This is a genomic window from Streptomyces sp. NPDC111520 (assembly GCF_055635295.1).
The window spans coordinates 94,914-110,239 of sequence record NZ_JBVKBW010000017.1 but is presented as its reverse complement, the minus strand read 5'-3'; the positions used below and the strand labels follow the sequence as shown (position 1 = coordinate 110,239).

18 protein-coding genes are annotated in these 15,326 nt (G+C 73.2%); 11 read left to right on the top strand and 7 right to left on the bottom strand.

Annotated elements, in window-relative coordinates:
* Positions 1 to 37: 37 nt before the first annotated feature.
* Positions 38 to 1,105, top strand: coding sequence for a succinyl-diaminopimelate desuccinylase (gene dapE, locus ACZ7MY_RS32815; protein WP_499607051.1), 1,068 nt, complete (start codon positions 38 to 40; stop codon positions 1,103 to 1,105).
* A gap of 141 nt (positions 1,106 to 1,246) precedes the next feature.
* Positions 1,247 to 1,981 carry an LOG family protein gene (locus tag ACZ7MY_RS32810; RefSeq protein WP_499607230.1) on the top strand — a complete coding sequence of 245 codons (735 nt, stop codon included), beginning with the start codon at positions 1,247 to 1,249 and terminating at the stop codon, positions 1,979 to 1,981.
* A 13-nt stretch (positions 1,982 to 1,994) separates the two neighbouring features.
* Here the strand turns inward: ACZ7MY_RS32810 and folP are convergent, their stop codons facing one another.
* A complete protein-coding gene (gene folP / locus ACZ7MY_RS32805) occupies positions 1,995 to 2,855 on the bottom strand; it encodes a dihydropteroate synthase (protein ID WP_499607048.1) in 861 nt (286 codons plus the stop codon).
* Between the two features lie 123 nt (positions 2,856 to 2,978).
* Here folP and ACZ7MY_RS32800 point away from each other — a divergent pair, with 123 nt between their 5' ends.
* Complete coding sequence (locus ACZ7MY_RS32800; RefSeq protein WP_499607045.1) at positions 2,979 to 3,359, top strand: cell division protein DivIVA; 381 nt, start codon at positions 2,979 to 2,981, stop codon at positions 3,357 to 3,359.
* The gene (locus ACZ7MY_RS32795; RefSeq protein ID WP_499607042.1) at positions 3,356 to 3,946 is read left to right on the top strand and encodes a DNA-3-methyladenine glycosylase I; all 591 of its coding nucleotides are present in this window, start codon (positions 3,356 to 3,358) and stop codon (positions 3,944 to 3,946) included. Before ACZ7MY_RS32800 ends, ACZ7MY_RS32795 begins: the two co-directional genes overlap by 4 nt.
* A 37-nt stretch (positions 3,947 to 3,983) precedes the next feature.
* On the opposite strand, the gene chcB is transcribed toward ACZ7MY_RS32795, so the two are convergent.
* Positions 3,984 to 4,775: a 2-cyclohexenylcarbonyl CoA isomerase gene (gene chcB / locus ACZ7MY_RS32790; RefSeq protein ID WP_499607228.1), complete on the bottom strand. Its 792-nt coding sequence runs from the start codon at positions 4,773 to 4,775 to the stop codon at positions 3,984 to 3,986.
* 262 nt (positions 4,776 to 5,037) lie between these two features.
* On the opposite strand from chcB, the gene ACZ7MY_RS32785 reads away from it, so the two are divergent.
* Positions 5,038 to 5,205, top strand: a complete 168-nt coding sequence (locus ACZ7MY_RS32785) for a DUF3117 domain-containing protein (protein WP_018561471.1) — start codon at positions 5,038 to 5,040, stop codon at positions 5,203 to 5,205.
* Positions 5,206 to 5,314: 109 nt separating this feature from the next.
* On the opposite strand, the gene ACZ7MY_RS32780 is transcribed toward ACZ7MY_RS32785, so the two are convergent.
* Complete coding sequence (locus ACZ7MY_RS32780; RefSeq protein WP_499607225.1) at positions 5,315 to 5,980, bottom strand: O-methyltransferase; 666 nt, start codon at positions 5,978 to 5,980, stop codon at positions 5,315 to 5,317.
* A 135-nt stretch (positions 5,981 to 6,115) separates the two neighbouring features.
* Here ACZ7MY_RS32780 and sigE point away from each other — a divergent pair, with 135 nt between their 5' ends.
* From sigE to ACZ7MY_RS32755, 5 genes are all read left to right on the top strand, one after another.
* Positions 6,116 to 6,892, top strand: coding sequence for an RNA polymerase sigma factor SigE (gene sigE / locus ACZ7MY_RS32775; protein WP_499607223.1), 777 nt, complete (start codon positions 6,116 to 6,118; stop codon positions 6,890 to 6,892).
* The gene (locus ACZ7MY_RS32770; RefSeq protein ID WP_499607040.1) at positions 6,889 to 7,854 is read left to right on the top strand and encodes a zf-HC2 domain-containing protein; all 966 of its coding nucleotides are present in this window, start codon (positions 6,889 to 6,891) and stop codon (positions 7,852 to 7,854) included. Before sigE ends, ACZ7MY_RS32770 begins: the two co-directional genes overlap by 4 nt.
* 69 nt (positions 7,855 to 7,923) lie before the next feature.
* Complete coding sequence (locus ACZ7MY_RS32765) at positions 7,924 to 9,417, top strand: S1C family serine protease (RefSeq protein ID WP_499607037.1); 1,494 nt, start codon at positions 7,924 to 7,926, stop codon at positions 9,415 to 9,417.
* Between the two features lie 132 nt (positions 9,418 to 9,549).
* On the top strand, positions 9,550 to 9,984 hold the full coding sequence (locus tag ACZ7MY_RS32760; RefSeq protein ID WP_499607034.1) for a sec-independent translocase: 435 nt from the start codon (positions 9,550 to 9,552) through the stop codon (positions 9,982 to 9,984).
* 79 nt (positions 9,985 to 10,063) lie between these two features.
* A complete protein-coding gene (locus ACZ7MY_RS32755; protein ID WP_499607031.1) occupies positions 10,064 to 10,675 on the top strand; it encodes a hypothetical protein in 612 nt (203 codons plus the stop codon).
* 123 nt (positions 10,676 to 10,798) lie between these two features.
* On the opposite strand, the gene ACZ7MY_RS32750 is transcribed toward ACZ7MY_RS32755, so the two are convergent.
* From ACZ7MY_RS32750 to ACZ7MY_RS32740, 3 genes are all read right to left on the bottom strand, one after another.
* Positions 10,799 to 11,959 (bottom strand): Mrp/NBP35 family ATP-binding protein, encoded by a 1,161-nt coding sequence (locus tag ACZ7MY_RS32750; protein WP_499607028.1) that lies wholly within the window; start codon positions 11,957 to 11,959, stop codon positions 10,799 to 10,801.
* Between the two features lie 79 nt (positions 11,960 to 12,038).
* Entirely contained in the window at positions 12,039 to 12,533 is a 495-nt protein-coding gene (locus ACZ7MY_RS32745; protein ID WP_499607026.1) for a DUF1003 domain-containing protein, read from the bottom strand.
* The gene (locus ACZ7MY_RS32740) at positions 12,530 to 13,804 is read right to left on the bottom strand and encodes a magnesium transporter MgtE N-terminal domain-containing protein (protein ID WP_499607023.1); all 1,275 of its coding nucleotides are present in this window, start codon (positions 13,802 to 13,804) and stop codon (positions 12,530 to 12,532) included. The genes ACZ7MY_RS32745 and ACZ7MY_RS32740 overlap by 4 nt, the downstream gene beginning before the upstream one ends.
* 173 nt (positions 13,805 to 13,977) lie before the next feature.
* On the opposite strand from ACZ7MY_RS32740, the gene ACZ7MY_RS32735 reads away from it, so the two are divergent.
* Positions 13,978 to 14,682 (top strand): hypothetical protein, encoded by a 705-nt coding sequence (locus ACZ7MY_RS32735; RefSeq protein ID WP_499607022.1) that lies wholly within the window; start codon positions 13,978 to 13,980, stop codon positions 14,680 to 14,682.
* 18 nt (positions 14,683 to 14,700) lie between these two features.
* On the opposite strand, the gene ACZ7MY_RS32730 is transcribed toward ACZ7MY_RS32735, so the two are convergent.
* On the bottom strand, positions 14,701 to 15,228 hold the full coding sequence (locus ACZ7MY_RS32730; protein WP_499607020.1) for a hypothetical protein: 528 nt from the start codon (positions 15,226 to 15,228) through the stop codon (positions 14,701 to 14,703).
* Between the last annotated feature and the right edge of the window lie 98 nt (positions 15,229 to 15,326).

The following is a 15,326-nucleotide window of genomic DNA, read 5'->3' as shown; positions in this document are numbered from 1 at the left end:
CCGGGGCCCCGACCCGCCCCCGGGTAGGGTCGGCGGCATGGAACGGCCCGTGCTCGATCTCAGTCAGGACGCCGCCGCCGTGACGGCGCAGCTCGTCGACATCCCCTCCGTCAGCCTCGCCGAGAAGCCGCTGGCGGACGCCGTGGAGAGCGCCCTGCGCGCCCTGCCGCACCTCACGGTCGACCGGGACGGGGACGCCGTCGTGGCCCGCACCCGCCTCGGCCGGGCGGAGCGGGTCGTCCTCGCCGGGCACCTGGACACCGTGCCGATCGCCGAGAACGTGCCCTCCCGCCTCGACGAGGACGGCGTCCTGTGGGGCTGCGGCACCTCCGACATGAAGTCCGGGGTCGCCGTCCAGCTGCGACTGGCCGCCACCCTCCCCGCCCCCAACCGCGACCTGACCTTCGTCTTCTACGACGCCGAGGAGATCGCGGCGGAGCACAACGGCCTCAAGCGGCTCGCCGAGAACCACCCGGAATGGCTCGCCGGCGACTTCGCCGTCCTCCTGGAGCCCACCGACGCCAAGGTCGAGGGCGGCTGCCAGGGCACCCTGCGGGTCCGTGTGGAGACCACCGGGCGCCGCGCCCACTCCGCGCGCAGCTGGCTGGGCGAGAACGCCATCCACAAGGCCGCGCCGGTGCTGGCCCGGCTCGCCGCCTACCAGCCGCGGCAGGCGGCCGTCGACGGCCTCACCTACCGCGAGGGGCTCAACGCGGTCATGATCGAGGGCGGTCACGCCGGCAACGTGATCCCCGACTCCTGCGCGGTGATCGTCAATTTCCGCTTCGCCCCCGACCGTTCCGAGGCCGAGGCCCTCGACCACGTCCGCGAGGTCTTCGAGGGCTTCGAGGTGCGGCTGACCGACAGCGCCCCCGGCGCCCTGCCGGGCCTGTCCCACCCGGCGGCGGCCGCCTTCGTCGCGGCCATCGGCACCGAGCCCGCGCCCAAGGAGGCCTGGACCGACGTGGCCCGCTTCTCCGCGCTGGGCGTCCCGGCGGTGAACTACGGCCCCGGGGACCCCCGGCTCGCCCACACCCGCGAGGAGCACGTCGCCGTCGCCGCCGTCCTGGAGGCGGAGGAGAAGCTGCGCGCCTGGCTGTCGTAACGAGCAATTCAGCGGCGCGTTCTTGATCCGCCCGGCGGACGCGGTCGTACCCTGACCGGACGGTAGTGAAAGGAGTCCGACATGGACAGGGACGCGGAGGAGGCGGCCGCCGCCGAGACGGCGGCGGCGGAGGGCCGGCCCATGGCACGCGGCTGGCCCGAGCGCCACACCGGGCCGGTCGTACGGCGCCGGGGCCAGGTGCAGAAGTCCACGACCGACCAGCGCCTGCTGGACACCCGGGAGCCCTCGGACTGGGTCCACAGCGACCCCTGGCGCGTGATGCGCATCCAGTCGGAGTTCGTCGAGGGCTTCGGCGCGCTCGCCGAACTCGGCAGGGCGGTCAGCGTCTTCGGTTCCGCCCGTACCGCCGAGGGATCGACCGACTACGAGACCGGCGTCCGCATCGGCCGGGCCCTGGCCGAGGCCGGCTTCGCCGTGATCACCGGCGGCGGCCCCGGCGCGATGGAGGCGGCCAACCGCGGTGCCTGCGAGGCGGGCGGGGTCTCGGTGGGGCTGGGCATCGAGCTGCCGTTCGAGCAGGGGCTCAACCCCTACGTCGACATCGGCGTGAACTTCCGCTACTTCTTCGTCCGCAAGACGATGTTCGTGAAGTACGCCTCCGGGTTCATCGTGCTGCCCGGCGGCTTCGGCACCCTCGACGAGCTCTTCGAGGCCCTCACGCTGGTCCAGACCCGCAAGGTCACGCAGTTCCCCATCGTCCTGTTCGGCTCCGCCTACTGGCGCGGCCTGGTCGACTGGGTCCGCGACACCGTCGTGGACGGCGGCAAGGCGTCCCCCGTCGACCTGGAACTCCTGCACGTCACGGACGACGTGGACGAGGCGGTCGCGCTGGTGACCAAGGAGATCGGCGACTGAACCGCCGGCGGGGCTACGCCAGCCCCCGTCGGGCGACCGCCGGGGGCCGGTGACCCGCGATCGAGGCCACCATGTCCAGCACCTGACGCGTCTCGGCGACCTCGTGCACCCGGTACACCCGGGCGCCGAGCCACGCCGAGACGGCGGTCGTCGCCAGGGTGCCGATCAGCCGCTCCTTGACGGGGCGGTCCAGGGTCTCGCCCACGAAGTCCTTGTTGGACAGCGAGACCAGCACCGGCCAGCCGGTGGCCGTCATCTCCGGCAGCCGCCGGGTCGCCTCCAGCGAGTGCCGGGTGTTCTTCCCGAAGTCGTGGCCGGGGTCGATGAGGACGGCGTCCCGCCGCACCCCCAGCGCGGCCGCCCGCTCGGCGAGGCCCACCGTCACCTTCAGGATGTCGGCCATCACGTCCGCGTAGCCCACCCGGTGCGGCCGGGTCCGCGGCAGCGCGCCGCCCGCGTGGGTGCACACCAGCCCGACGCCGTGCTTCGCGGCGACCTCGGCGAGCCGGGGGTCGACACCGCCCCAGGCGTCGTTGAGCAGATCCGCGCCGGCCTCGCAGACCGCCTCGCCGACCTCGTGGCGCCAGGTGTCCACGCTGATCACCACGTCGGGGTGGCGGCGGCGGACCTCGGCGACGAAACCGACCGTCCTGCGGATCTCCTCCTGCGCCGACACCTCCTCGCCGGGGCCCGCCTTCACCCCGCCGACGTCGATGATCGCGGCGCCCTCCGCGACCGCGCGCTCGACGCGTTCGAGGGCCGGAGCGTCGGTGAACGTGGCGCCCTGGTCGTAGAACGAGTCCGGCGTCCGGTTCACGATCGCCATGATCACGGGCTCGTGCTCGCCGAATTCCCGTGTGCCCAGCCGCAGCATGTCGCGCCTGCCTCCCTCGAAATGTCGTACGCCGATCGAAGATAGTCGCCGACCGCACGCCGCGCGCACGGCGCGACGTGGCACGATCGTGCCGTACACGTCGAGCCGACCCCGGGAGAGGTCTTGTTCTGGTTCATGCTCATCGCGTTGGTCGCGGTGGTCGGCGCGGTCGCCCTCGCGGTGCTCGGTGACGGCGGGGTGCTCCGTGACGTGCAGCCGGACCGGGTGGACGACCGGCTGCCGCCGGAGCGGCCGGTCGGCCGCGCGGACGTCGACCGGCTGCGCCTGCCGGTGACCGTGCGCGGGTACCGCATGGTGGACGTCGACGACGTGCTGGAGCGCCTCGGCGCCGAACTCGCCCAGCGCGACGCGCACATCGCCGACCTGGAGGCCGCCCTGGCCGGCGCCCACGCCACCCGGCTGGGCGGCCAGTCGCTGGTCAAGGACGCCGAGCAGGCCCCGCGGCCCCCCGAGGACCCGCGCGCCCCCGGGAGCGGGCTGTGAGCGACGGCGGCGTGGTGACCGGGCCGGACGGCCTGGCCCGCTGCCCCTGGGGGCTGTCCACCGACGACTACGTCGCGTACCACGACACCGAGTGGGGCCGCCCGGTGCACGGCGAGGCGGCCCTCTACGAGCGGCTGAGCCTGGAGGCCTTCCAGTCCGGCCTGTCGTGGATCACGATCCTGCGGCGCCGCGAGGGCTTCCGGAAGGCCTTCGCGGACTTCGCCCCGGAGGCGGTCGCCGCCTTCACCGACGAGGACCGGGAGCGGCTGCTCGCCGACACCGGCATCATCCGCAACCGCGCGAAGATCGACGCGGCCATCGCCAACGCGCACGCCACCCTGGCGCTGCGCGAGGCCCACGAGGGCGGCCTGGACGCCCTCGTCTGGTCGTACGCCCCCGACCCCGCCGGACGCCCGGCACCCCGCACGGTCGCGGACGTGCCGGCCGTCACGGCGGAGTCCACCGCGCTGGCCAAGGACCTCAAGAAGCGCGGCTTCCGCTTCGTCGGCCCCACCACCGCCTACGCGCTGATGCAGGCCTGCGGCCTGGTGGACGACCACCTGGCCGACTGCTGCGCCCGTCGCTGAGCGCCCGCAGGACCCACCGCGCCCCCGCCGCCCGGGCTCAGCGGCCCAGGAAGCGGGGCTTCTCCTTCTTCAGGAAGGCCTCGACGGCGATCCGGTGGTCCTCGGAGGCGCCGGCGGCCGTCTGCAGCTCGTCCTCCTTGGCCAGGGTGTCGACCAGTGAGTGCCCCTCGCCGTACGCGATGGAGGCCTTGACCGCCGCATAGGCGGCGGTCGGGCCCTCGGCGAGCTGCCGGGCGACCGAGGCGGCCTCGGCGGCCAGCTCGCCGGCCGGCACCAGCCGGTTGGCGATGCCCAGCTCGTACGCCTCCTGAGCGCCGATCGTGCGCGGGAAGAGCAGCAGGTCGGCGGCGCGGCTGCGGCCGACCAGCCGCGGCAGCGTCCAGGAGGCCCCGGAGTCGGCGGTCAGGGCGACGCCGACGAAGGAGGTGTTGAAGCCGGCCGTGTCGGCGACCACGCGGTAGTCGCAGGCGAAGGCGAAGCCCGCGCCGGCGCCCGCGGCGACCCCGTTGACCCCGGCGACGACGGGCTTGGGCATGCCGGCGATCGCGGTGACGATCGGGTTGTAGTGCTCGCGCACCGTGGACATGGCCGGACCGCCGCCCTCCTGCTGGAGGAACCCGACGTGCTCCTTGAGGTCCTGGCCGACGCAGAAGGCCTTGCCGTTCGCGGTCAGCAGCACGGCCCGCACCGCGGGGTCGGCGCCCGCCGACTGGAGGGCGTCCCGCAGCGCGACCTTGGTGTCGACGTTGAGCATGTTCATCGCCTCGGGGCGGTTCAGGGTGATGGTGGCGAGCCCGTCGCTCACCTCGTACAGCACGGTGTCGGCCATGTGGTCCCCTTCGTCGCGGCTCACGTTCGGGGTCAGCATGCCGGAGATCTCCGGGCGCGGACACGTGACCCCCGGCAAACGCGCCGGAGAGTGCGATCACCGAAATGGACGGTTTTGCGGGACAGGGTTCTCGAACGGATGGGAACCGATGTTGGTCATCAGGTCACCCGATGCGGGATAATGGCTGAGAACCAATGTGTTCGAGTCCGGTGGCGCCTGGGCCACCGGTTGCGAAGAGCTGGTTTCAGGAAGGGGAACGAGCATGGCGGCCATGAAGCCGCGGACGGGTGATGGCCCGCTCGAGGTGACCAAGGAGGGGCGGAGCATCATCATGCGCGTTCCGCTCGAGGGCGGCGGACGGCTTGTCGTCGAGCTGACTCCCGACGAGGCGGATGCACTCGGCGAGGCTTTGAAGAAGGCCATCGCCTGACAACCGGCCAATCCAAGCCTTGGGCCCCTGGCGGCATGTCGCCGGGGGCCCACTTGTTTCTCCGATTGGATGCCGGACCGGAAACAGGTGCATTCCGGGCGGGGAATTCTCAGCCGCGCCGTACCGCGCAGAGCAGCCCGTCGTCGGTGGGCAGCAGGACGGGCGCGAGGGCCGCGTGGTCCCGTACGGTCCGCATCAATTCGCGGAGCCGCATCACCTCCGGCTCGGAATGGGCGGCGTCCATCGAGCGGCCCTGGGCGAAGGCGCCCTCGAAGCAGACGAGCCCGCCGGGGCGCAGCAGCCGCAACGATTCGCCGAGGTAGTCCGGGTACTCCAGCCGGTCCCCGTCGCAGAAGACCAGGTCGTACCCGCCGTCGGCGAGGCGGGGGAGGACGTCCAGCGCCCGGCCGGGGATGAAGCGGGCCCGGTTCCCCGCGAACCCCGCCTCCCGGTAGGCGGTGCGGGCGAGCTGCTGGCGGTCCGGTTCGGTGTCGACGGTGGTCAGCACGCCGTCGGGGCGCATGCCGTGCAGCAGGTGGATCCCGGAGACGCCGGTGCCGGTGCCGATCTCGACGGCCGCCTTGGCGTCCGTGGCGGCGGCCAGCAGCCGCAGCGTCGCGCCGGTGCCGGGGGAGACCGGGCGCACGCCGGCCTCACGAGCTCGCCCGCGGGCTCGTATCAGCGCGTCGTCCTCGGCGACGAAAGCGTCCGCGAACGCCCAGCTCGCCTGCCGGTTGCCGGTAATTGCCCTCTCCTGTCCGCCTGACGGTTGCAGCCCGCCCGGCGACTGTATCCGTTGCGGTCGGGAACCCGCAGATGGGACCGCTCGTTGGTACCTGCGACGGACCTAGACGTCGGGGCCGGGCGAGATGAGCCCGGCACTTATCCGGAGCTAACGGGCGAGGTGGCTATGGTAGGGGCTCTACTGGACACCACCAGAGCCGACAGGGGAGGTGCGGCTGCGGCGGGTCACCGGGGAGTGCTCTCGCGCTTCCGCAGGTCGGCCGGCGAGCCGAAATCCGTGACCGATACAGCTGACGACCGTCCGCGCACCGACGAGTCCGCGACTGTGGTCGCCAACGCGACCTTCGCCACCGACGGGGACAACCAGGCGTGGACGCCCCCCTCCTGGGAGGAGATCGTCAGTACGCACAGCGCCCGGGTGTACCGCCTCGCGTACCGCCTCACCGGCAACCAGCACGACGCCGAGGACCTCACGCAGGAGGTCTTCGTGCGGGTCTTCCGTTCGCTGTCGACGTACACCCCCGGCACCTTCGAGGGCTGGTTGCACCGCATCACCACCAACCTCTTCCTCGACATGGTCCGCCGTCGCCAGCGCATCCGCTTCGACGCCCTCGGCGACGACGCGGCCGAGCGGCTGCCGAGCCGTGAGCCGTCCCCGGCGCAGCACTTCGCCGACACCCACTTCGACGCGGACATCCAGCAGGCGCTGGACACCCTCGCCCCGGAGTTCCGCGCGGCGGTCGTGCTGTGTGACATCGAGGGCCTGTCGTACGAGGAGATCGCCGCGACGCTCGGCGTGAAGCTGGGCACCGTGCGCAGCCGTATCCACCGCGGTCGTTCGCACCTGCGCAAGGCGCTGGAGCACCGCGCGCCGGCCGCCCGTCCGGGCCGCGCGCCCGTCCTGGCCACCGGCCGGCCGGCCCTGGAGGGCGGGAGCACGTGAGCAGCGGTGTCAGCCGGCACCTCACGTGTGCCGACCAGCACTTGGGTGACCATCTCGCCGCCTTCGTCGACGGCGAGCTGCACGACGACGCCCGCGACCGGGTGCTCGCGCACCTGGCGACCTGCACGGAATGCAAGGCCGCGGCCGACGAGCAGCGCCGGATGAAGGACGTGGTGGCCGCCGCCGCGCCGCCCACGCTCTCGGCGGGCCTGCTCGCCCGCCTCCAGGAGTTGCCCGGGGGTGACGGCGACGGTGGAAGAGGGCCCTTCGGTGACGGCGGACTGATGGAGACGGCCAGCCTCGGCGGCGAGCGCCTCGGCGGCGGCCTCTTCGGCAAGGCGCGCGAGGAGTTCTCGCTGCCCTTGTCCGCCTCCGCGTCCCGCGGCTTCCGGATCCACGAGAGCGGCCGCTCCGGCGCCGCGGTCGCGCCCGTCGGCCCCGCCTCGCCCACCAGCGCGGTCCGCGGGCGGCGCCGTTTCGCGTTCGCCGCGGCCGGCGCGGTCTCCATGGCCGCCATCGCCCTCGGCGGCGCCCTGCCGCTGGACGCGGCGGTGGACGGAGCCGGTGGCACCCCGCTCTCCCGCAGCGGCCCGGGCGCCCCCACGACGCCCTTCACCGGCGGCACCGCGCGTGCGGCAGCCGACGTGTGGAGCACCGCCACCAGCGACCTGCTGCACCCCGCCTCGGGCGGCATGCACCCGTACGGCGTCGGCGCCGCCGACGGAGTGCCCGCCGGCGCCGTCACCCGGCCGCTGGGTCTGTCCGGCGACGAGGGGCCGCTCACCACCCCGGCCGTATCGGCCGTTCCCGGGGTCACCCCGGCACCCGCCCTCGCCCCGCCCGCGACCACCGGCCCGAGCGCCTCCGCCACCTCGCCGAGCGGCACCACGGCCGCCCCGACCACGCCCGTTCCGTTCGACTCGGTCGTCCCCCTGGTCGGCCACTTCCCCGTGACCCGCTGAGCGGTCGGCTGCGGGCGGCGCCGACTCCTGGTTCAATCCAGGGAGGACTGGTCGTCGTAGGGGAGCACCGTGGACGAGGGGAAGGCCGAAGGGCCGAAGTGGTGGAGCCGGCCGGAGACGGTCACGCCGGTTCCCCCTGAGCCGCGGGACGGGCCCGCCCCGGACGCGCCCGACACACCCGCCGGGCCCCCCGCCGAAGCCGCCCCCCGGCACCCCCGGGACCCTTACGACACCCCGCCCTACGGCGAGCCCGGCCCCTGGGCGCCCGCGCCGCCCGTACAGCACCCCGCCGGCACGGCCCCGCCGCACCGGCCCGCGCCCCCGATCCCGCCCGGCGGCCCGCCCGCGACCCCGCCCCCGCCGCTGTCGGTGGGCCAGTGGCACCGCTACGACCCCTGGGCGCCCCCGGGCGGCACCACCGGCCCGCAGCGGCCCGCCGCCCAGTCGACGGGGAGCCGCCGCGCCCCGCTGGCGGCCGCACTCATCGCCGTCACCCTCATCGCCGGCGGCATCGGCGGGGCGCTGGGCGCCTACGTCCACGACAGCGGCGGCGCACCGGACGTGACCCTGCCGCAGGCCACGGCGGAGGCCGGCACCCGGGCCCCGGACAGCGTCGCCGGCATCGCCGCCCAGGTCCTGCCCGGCGTCGTGTACATCCACGTCAAGGGCGACGCCGGGGAGGGCACCGGCACCGGCTTCGTGCTGGACGACGAGGGCCACATCCTCACCAACAACCACGTGGTGGAGAGCGTCGCCAAGAGCGGCACCATCTCGGTGACCTTCAACGGCGGCCAGGTCGAACCCGCCACGATCGTGGGCCGGGACACCGGCTACGACCTCGCGGTCATCAAGGTCAGCGGCGTCAAGGGGCTCCACCCGCTGACCCTCGGCGACTCCGACGCCGCCCAGGTCGGCGACCCGGTCGTCGCCATCGGCGCCCCCTACGGCCTGGAGGGAACCGTCACCTCCGGCATCATCAGCGCCACCCAGCGCCCGATCACCGCCGGCGGGGAGACCAACAGCAACGACGTCAGCTACGTCGACGCCATCCAGACCGACGCCCCGATCAACCCGGGCAACTCCGGCGGTCCGCTGGTCGACGCCAAGGGCCTGGTCATCGGGATCAACAGCGCCATCCGCTCGGCGGACAGCGGCACCGACCCGTTCGGCAACAGCAGCCAGGGCGGGAGCATCGGCCTCGGCTTCGCCATCCCCGTCAACCAGGCCAAGCGGGTCGCCGAGCAGCTGATCAACGACGGCAAGGCCACCCACCCGGTGATCGGCGTCAGCATCAACCTGCAGTACTCCGGCGACGGCGCCCAGGTCAGCCCCGACGGCCAGGGCGAGGGGGACTCGGTCACCCCGAACGGCCCGGGCGCCAAGGCGGGCATCGAACCGGGCGACGTGATCACCGCCATCGACGGCAAGCGCGTGCACAACGGCGAGGAGCTGATCGTGCGGATCCGCGCCCACCGGCCGGGCGACACGTTGCAGCTGACCGTGAAACGGGGCGGCAAGGAGCGGGCCGTGGAGCTGACCCTGGGCTCGGCCAGCGGGAACTGAGCACGGCGAATTCGGGATTTACCGGGGCGCGACCTACTGTTGACCCTGCCTACTCCCGTGCAGGCGGTTGGGCCAGGTACGGTGAGATGCGCCGGATTCCGTCCGCCGGCCGAGGCCACGAGGAGCTGCACGGTGTTTTCAGACATAGGCGCGCTGGAGGTCGTCGCGCTCGTGATCCTTGCCGTGCTCGTGTTCGGGCCGGACAAGCTGCCCAAGGTCATCAAGGACGTGATGCAGTTCGTCCGCAAGGTCCGGGAGTTCTCGGACAGCGCGAAGGCCGACATCCGCAACGAGCTGGGCCCGGAGTTCAAGGACTTCGAGTTCGAGGACCTGCACCCGAAGAACTTCGTCCGCAAGCAGCTGATGGACAACGACGAGCTGGGCCTGAAGGAGATCCGCAACGGATTCGACTTCAAGGAGGAGATGTCGGCGGTCACGGACGCCGTGCACGGCCGCGACAGCGGCGGCGGCTCGGGCTCCGGGGCTTCCCCGGGCACCCCGGACCGGCTGCGCAAGCGCGACGTGTCCCCCGGCGAGGCCCCGCCGTTCGATTCCGACGCCACCTGATACGGGGGCCCTGCCCCGTTCCCGCTGCGCGAGTGGCTATTCTCCCTTTGTTTGCCCTTATGGAGGAGGCCCCGCGCGTATGGAGACCACAGCTGATCCGGCGGATCGTACGGTCGACGGCCATCTCACGGCCGACTTCCCCTGGTACGGGCTGGACGAGGCGTTCACCGGCGAGCGCTGGCTCGCCCCCGTCGGCCTGAACGCCGACGGCACGGTCGAGCACGGCTCCACCGGCCACGGCGACGAACCGTCCGTCAAGGTCGAGCCCACCCCCGACAACCGCCGCTTCGTGGTGGTCGTCACGGTCGCCGAGCGCCCCGTCCGGCGCAGCTCGGACGGCACCGGCGTGCTGGACGCCACCTCCGTCGCCACGGCGGCCTGGCTGGCGGGCTCGGGACTGCTCTCGTGCACCTGGCCCACCCAGATGGAGCGGCACCTGCGGCAGGACTGGCTCGACCAGCAGACCGCCATCGCCTGGGACCTCGCGGACAACCTCGAGGGCCCCGGCTGGTCGGCGCTCACCCTGCCCGTGGACGGCGCCCCGACACCCTTCCACTACCGGGAGTCGGAGTACGGCTGGGTGATGGCCGGATCGGCGCGCGGGGTGCACCTCGGTGCCTTCGGGCGCGGGATGAGCGCCTACGGCCTCGGCCTGGCCCAGGTGAAGGACATCACCACGTACCGGCCGTGAGAGACGACTCAGGGGCGCCTCCCGGACCGGGAGGCGCCCCTGAGGTGTTCACGGGGCCGGTACGCGGCCCTGCCGCCGCACGGACGGCCTGACCGTACGACCCGGCGTACCGGACGTACCGGGTCAGAACTTGTTGCGCGGCGTGATGCCCAGCGACAGACCGGCGAGACCGCGCTGGCGGCCGCCGAGCTTGCCCGCGATGGCCCGCAGCGCCGAGCCGGCCGGGGACTCCGGGTCGGTGAGGACGACCGGGCGGCCGTCGTCGCCGCCCTCGCGCAGCCGCACGTCGATCGGGATCTGGCCGAGCACCGGCACGGTGGCGCCGGTGGTGCGCGTCAGGCCCTCGGCGACCCGCTCGCCGCCGCCGGCGCCGAAGACGTCGACCATCTCGCCGCAGTGCGGGCAGGGCAGCCCGGACATGTTCTCGATGACACCGACGATCTTCTGGTGGGTCTGGACGGCGATGGTGCCCGCGCGCTCGGCGACCTCGGCCGCCGCCTGCTGGGGCGTCGTCACCACGAGGATCTCGGCGTTCGGGACCAGCTGCGCGACGGAGATCGCGATGTCGCCGGTGCCGGGCGGCAGGTCGAGCAGCAGCACGTCCAGGTCGCCCCAATACACGTCGGCGAGGAACTGCTGCAGCGCCCGGTGGAGCATCGGGCCGCGCCACACCACCGGGGCGTTGCCCGGGGTGAACATGCCGATGGAGATGACCTTCACGCCGTTGGCCGAGGGCGGCATGATCATGTTCTCGACCTGGGTCGGGCGGCCGTCCGCACCGAGCATCCGCGGCACGCTGTGGCCGTAGATGTCGGCGTCGACCACACCGACCTTCAGCCCGTCGGCGGCCATCGCGGCGGCCAGGTTCACCGTCACCGAGGACTTGCCGACGCCGCCCTTGCCGGAGGCGACCGCGTACACCCGGGTCAGCGAACCGGGCTTGGCGAACGGGATCTCGCGCTCCGCCTGGCCGCCGCGCAGCGAGGTGGCCAGCTCGCGGCGCTGCTCGTCGCTCATCACGTCCAGCTCGACGGTCACACCGCTGACCCCGGGGACCTTCGCGACGGCGGTCGTCACCAAGCTGGTGATGGTGTCCCGCATCGGACAGCCCGAGACCGTCAGGTACACACCGACCCGCACCGCGCCGTCGTCCGCGATGTCGACCGATTTGACCATGCCCAGGTCGGTGATCGGCTTGTGGATCTCGGGGTCGTTCACCGTCGCGAGCGCGGCCCGCACCGCGTCGGGCGAGGGGGAGGAGCCTGGGTGAGGATCGGTAGCCATGCGTCGATGGTACGTCCCGCACCGTGCCCGCAGGACCCCCGGTGGGCGGGTTCACACCCCCGCCGGCGCACCCCGTCGCTCACTCCGCCTCGGCCCGCTGCCGCTCCTCGATGTCCTTCAGCAGGTCCTGCAGTTCGGAGCGGATCCAGTCGCGGGTGGCGACCTCCCCCAGGCCCAGCCGCAGCGCGGCCACCTCGCGGGTCAGGTACTCGGTGTCGGCGATGCTGCGCTCGTTCGCCTTGCGGTCCTGCTCCAGGTTGACCCGGTCGCGGTCGTCCTGCCGGTTCTGCGCCAGCAGGATCAGCGGGGCGGCGTAGGAGGCCTGCAGCGACAGCATCAGGGTCAGGAAGATGAAGGGGTACGGGTCCCAGCGCAGCTCCCTCGGGGCCAGCGCGTTCCACGCCACCCACGCGATGATCACCACCGTCATCCAGACGATGAAGCGGCCGGTCCCCAGGAAGCGGGCGATCTTCTCCGACAGCCGCCCGAAGGCCTCCGGGTCGTAGGAGGGCAGCAGGCTGATCCGCGGTACCCGCGGCTGGTCCAGGCGGATGCGCGGGCGTTCCTCGCTCACTGCTCCGCCTCGTCAAGCTCCGCCTCGCGCAGCTCCGTCTCGCGCCAGTCCTCCGGCAGCAGGTGGTCCAGGACGTCGTCGACGGTGACGGCGCCCAGCAGGGAGCCGCCGTCGTCGACGACCGGCACCGACACCATGTTGTACGTGGCGAGGAAGCTGGTGACCGCCGGCAGCGGGGTGTCCGGCGCCAGCGGCTGCAGGTCGCGGTCGAGCAGCGCGCTGACCAGGGTGAACGGGGGGTCGCGCAGCAGCCGCTGGAAGTGCACCGTGCCCAGGTACTTGCCGGTCGGGGTCTCGTCCGGCGGCCGGCAGACGTACACCTGCGCGGCGAGCGCGGGGGACAGGTCCGGGTTGCGGACCCGGGCCAGGGCGTCGGCGACGGTGGCGTCGGGGCGCAGCACGATCGGTTCGGTGGTCATCAGACCCCCGGCGGTGCGCTCCTCGTACGACATCAGCCGCCGCATGTCGGCCGCCTCGTGCGGCTCCATCAGACCGAGCAGCCGTTCCTGCTCCTCCTCCGGCAGCTCCGCCAGCAGGTCGGCGGCGTCGTCCGGGTCCATCGCCTCCAGCACGTCGGCGGCCCGCTCCTCCTTGAGCTTGCCGAGGATCTCCACCTGGTCGTCGTCCGGCAGCTCCTCCAGGACGTCGGCGAGCCGGTCGTCGTCGAGGGCGGCGGCGACCTCGGCGCGGCGCTTGGGCGACAGGTGGTGCAGGACGTTCGCCAGGTCGGCCGGGCGCAACTGGTCGAAGGTGGCCAGCAGCGCCTCCGCGCCCTGTGCGTGCTCGTCCAGCGAGAAGCCGGTGACCGCCGACCACTCCACGGTCAGAGTCAGGCCGCTGCGCCGCAGCGGGCCGCCCTTGCCGCGGCGGACGAAGGCCTTGTCGATCTCCCAGTCACGGCGCGAGGCCAGGCGCACCATGGACACGTCCAGCACGGTCACCTCCTCGCCGGTCTCGACGAGCGTCACCCGGCGGTCGAGGAGTTCGCCGAGGACGAGGGTCTCGGTCGGGCGCTGTTCGAAGCGCTGCATGTTGACGACACCGGTGGTGATCACCTGACCGGACTCCACGCCCGTCACGCGCGTGATCGGCAGGAAGATCCGGCGCCGGCTGACGACCTCCACCACCAGCCCCAGCACACGCGGCGGCCGGCCCCCGACGCGCAGCATCACGACCACGTCCCGGACCCGGCCGACCTGGTCGCCGTTGGGATCGAAGACCCGCACCCCGGACAGGTGCGAGACGAAGACCCGGGAGGTTCCCGCTGGCATGCCGCCAGGCTAACGCCGCCCCCGCGGGCGGGGCGCGCGGTAATGCTCCACGGGTGCTTCGCACGGCGTTCACAGGGGTTCACCCGGCCAGCGGTACGCTGCGGTGGCTTCGGCTCCGCTTCGCCGCTCCCCTCGCGTGACGGGCGCGTACCACCGCAGGAGGAAGAGAACACGTGATCCTCGGCCGCACGTCGTCGTCGGTCCTCGTGAGCCTTCTGGGCACGGTCCTCGTCCTCGCCGGGGTGACAGCGTGCGCGGGCGACCCGGACGCGGGGACCAACGGCGTCGGCAAGCTGCCCGCCGGGACCATCGAGAAGCGCGCCCGCACCGCCGCCGACGCGGCCGACACGGTACGGCTGGCCGGCACCGTCGTCAGCAGGGGCCACACCTACACGCTCGACATGCGGCTGCGCGGCAACGGCGGCCTGGGCGAGGTCACCTCCGAGGGCAGCACCTTCGAGCTGCTGCGGGTGGGCGACGACCTCTACCTCAAGGCGGGCGCGGGGTTCTACGGCGACCAGGTCGGCGCCAAGCTCAAGAACAAGTACGTCAAGGTCCCCACCGCGGACCCCGCGTACGACCAGTTCAGCGGCTTCACCGACAAGGAGGTGCTGCTGGAGGGCCTGTTCGTGCTGCACGGCGCCCTCGCCGTAGGGGAACACCGCACGGTCGGCGGCGTCCGCACCATCGCCGTCACCGCGGACGGCGGCGAGGGCGGCACGATCGACGTGTCCCTGGAGGGCAAGCCGTACCCGCTGCGCTACGAACGCGCCGGCGGCGCCGGCACGCTGACCATGGACGACTGGGGCAAGGACTTCACGCTGCGGGCGCCCGACGAGGACGACGTCGTCGACTACGGCAAGGCCGTCACGCAGTAGTCCCGGGGGCCCCGGGACTCAGGACTTCCTGCGGCGCCGCAGCAGCAGCTTCGGCAGGCCCGCCGGCACCGGGCGGCGGGTGGTCGCGGGCGTCGGCACCGGGGCCGCCGCGCCGCTGCCGTCCGGCATCGCTCCCGGGCGCTCCAGCAGGTCGCCGACGGGTTCCAGGCGCAGTACGCGGCACTCGCGGGCCCAGCGCGCGGTCATCGTCTCCGCGTCCGGCGCGTTGAGGCGCTTGCCCTTGAGCTCCTCCACCGCGGCCGTCCACGCCTCGCCGTCCGGGCGCAGCTCGGTGACCCGGACCGGGAAGGCGACCAGCCGGCCGCCCTTGTCCTTGCTCCGGACGGTGACCGTGGCGGTGCCGCCGTCGGTGAGCCCGGGGCCGGGCAGCGGCTGCTCGCCGGGGCCGCCGCCGACGACCACCACGGCGCCGTCGACCCAGGCGTGCCACAGGGCCTGACCGTCGGCCCAGAGCAGACCGGACTTCTTCACGGCCTCCTCGACCAGGGCCTGGTCCAGCTGCGGCTGCGTCACGGTGTCCGTCATGCGTCCCACCCTATGGCGTGGCCCGCGCCGGGCGCCGCCGTGGTGCCGCACACATGGTGAGACGACAGGAGCTCAGGGCCGGAACGGGCCTTACGCTA

Excerpts from the sequence above, each read along its gene's own strand:
- dapE (WP_499607051.1), top strand. The coding sequence starts at position 38 with ATGGAACGGCCCGTGCTCGATCTCAGTCAGGACGCCGCCGCCGTGACG.
- ACZ7MY_RS32810 (WP_499607230.1), top strand. The coding sequence starts at position 1,247 with ATGGCACGCGGCTGGCCCGAGCGCCACACCGGGCCGGTCGTACGGCGC.
- folP (WP_499607048.1), bottom strand. The coding sequence starts at position 2,855 with ATGCTGCGGCTGGGCACACGGGAATTCGGCGAGCACGAGCCCGTGATC.
- chcB (WP_499607228.1), bottom strand. The coding sequence starts at position 4,775 with ATGGCCGACACCGTGCTGTACGAGGTGAGCGACGGGCTCGCCACCATC.
- ACZ7MY_RS32785 (WP_018561471.1), top strand. The coding sequence starts at position 5,038 with ATGGCGGCCATGAAGCCGCGGACGGGTGATGGCCCGCTCGAGGTGACC.
- sigE (WP_499607223.1), top strand. The coding sequence starts at position 6,116 with ATGGTAGGGGCTCTACTGGACACCACCAGAGCCGACAGGGGAGGTGCG.
- ACZ7MY_RS32755 (WP_499607031.1), top strand. The coding sequence starts at position 10,064 with ATGGAGACCACAGCTGATCCGGCGGATCGTACGGTCGACGGCCATCTC.
- ACZ7MY_RS32750 (WP_499607028.1), bottom strand. The coding sequence starts at position 11,959 with ATGGCTACCGATCCTCACCCAGGCTCCTCCCCCTCGCCCGACGCGGTG.
- ACZ7MY_RS32740 (WP_499607023.1), bottom strand. The coding sequence starts at position 13,804 with ATGCCAGCGGGAACCTCCCGGGTCTTCGTCTCGCACCTGTCCGGGGTG.
- ACZ7MY_RS32730 (WP_499607020.1), bottom strand. The coding sequence starts at position 15,228 with ATGACGGACACCGTGACGCAGCCGCAGCTGGACCAGGCCCTGGTCGAG.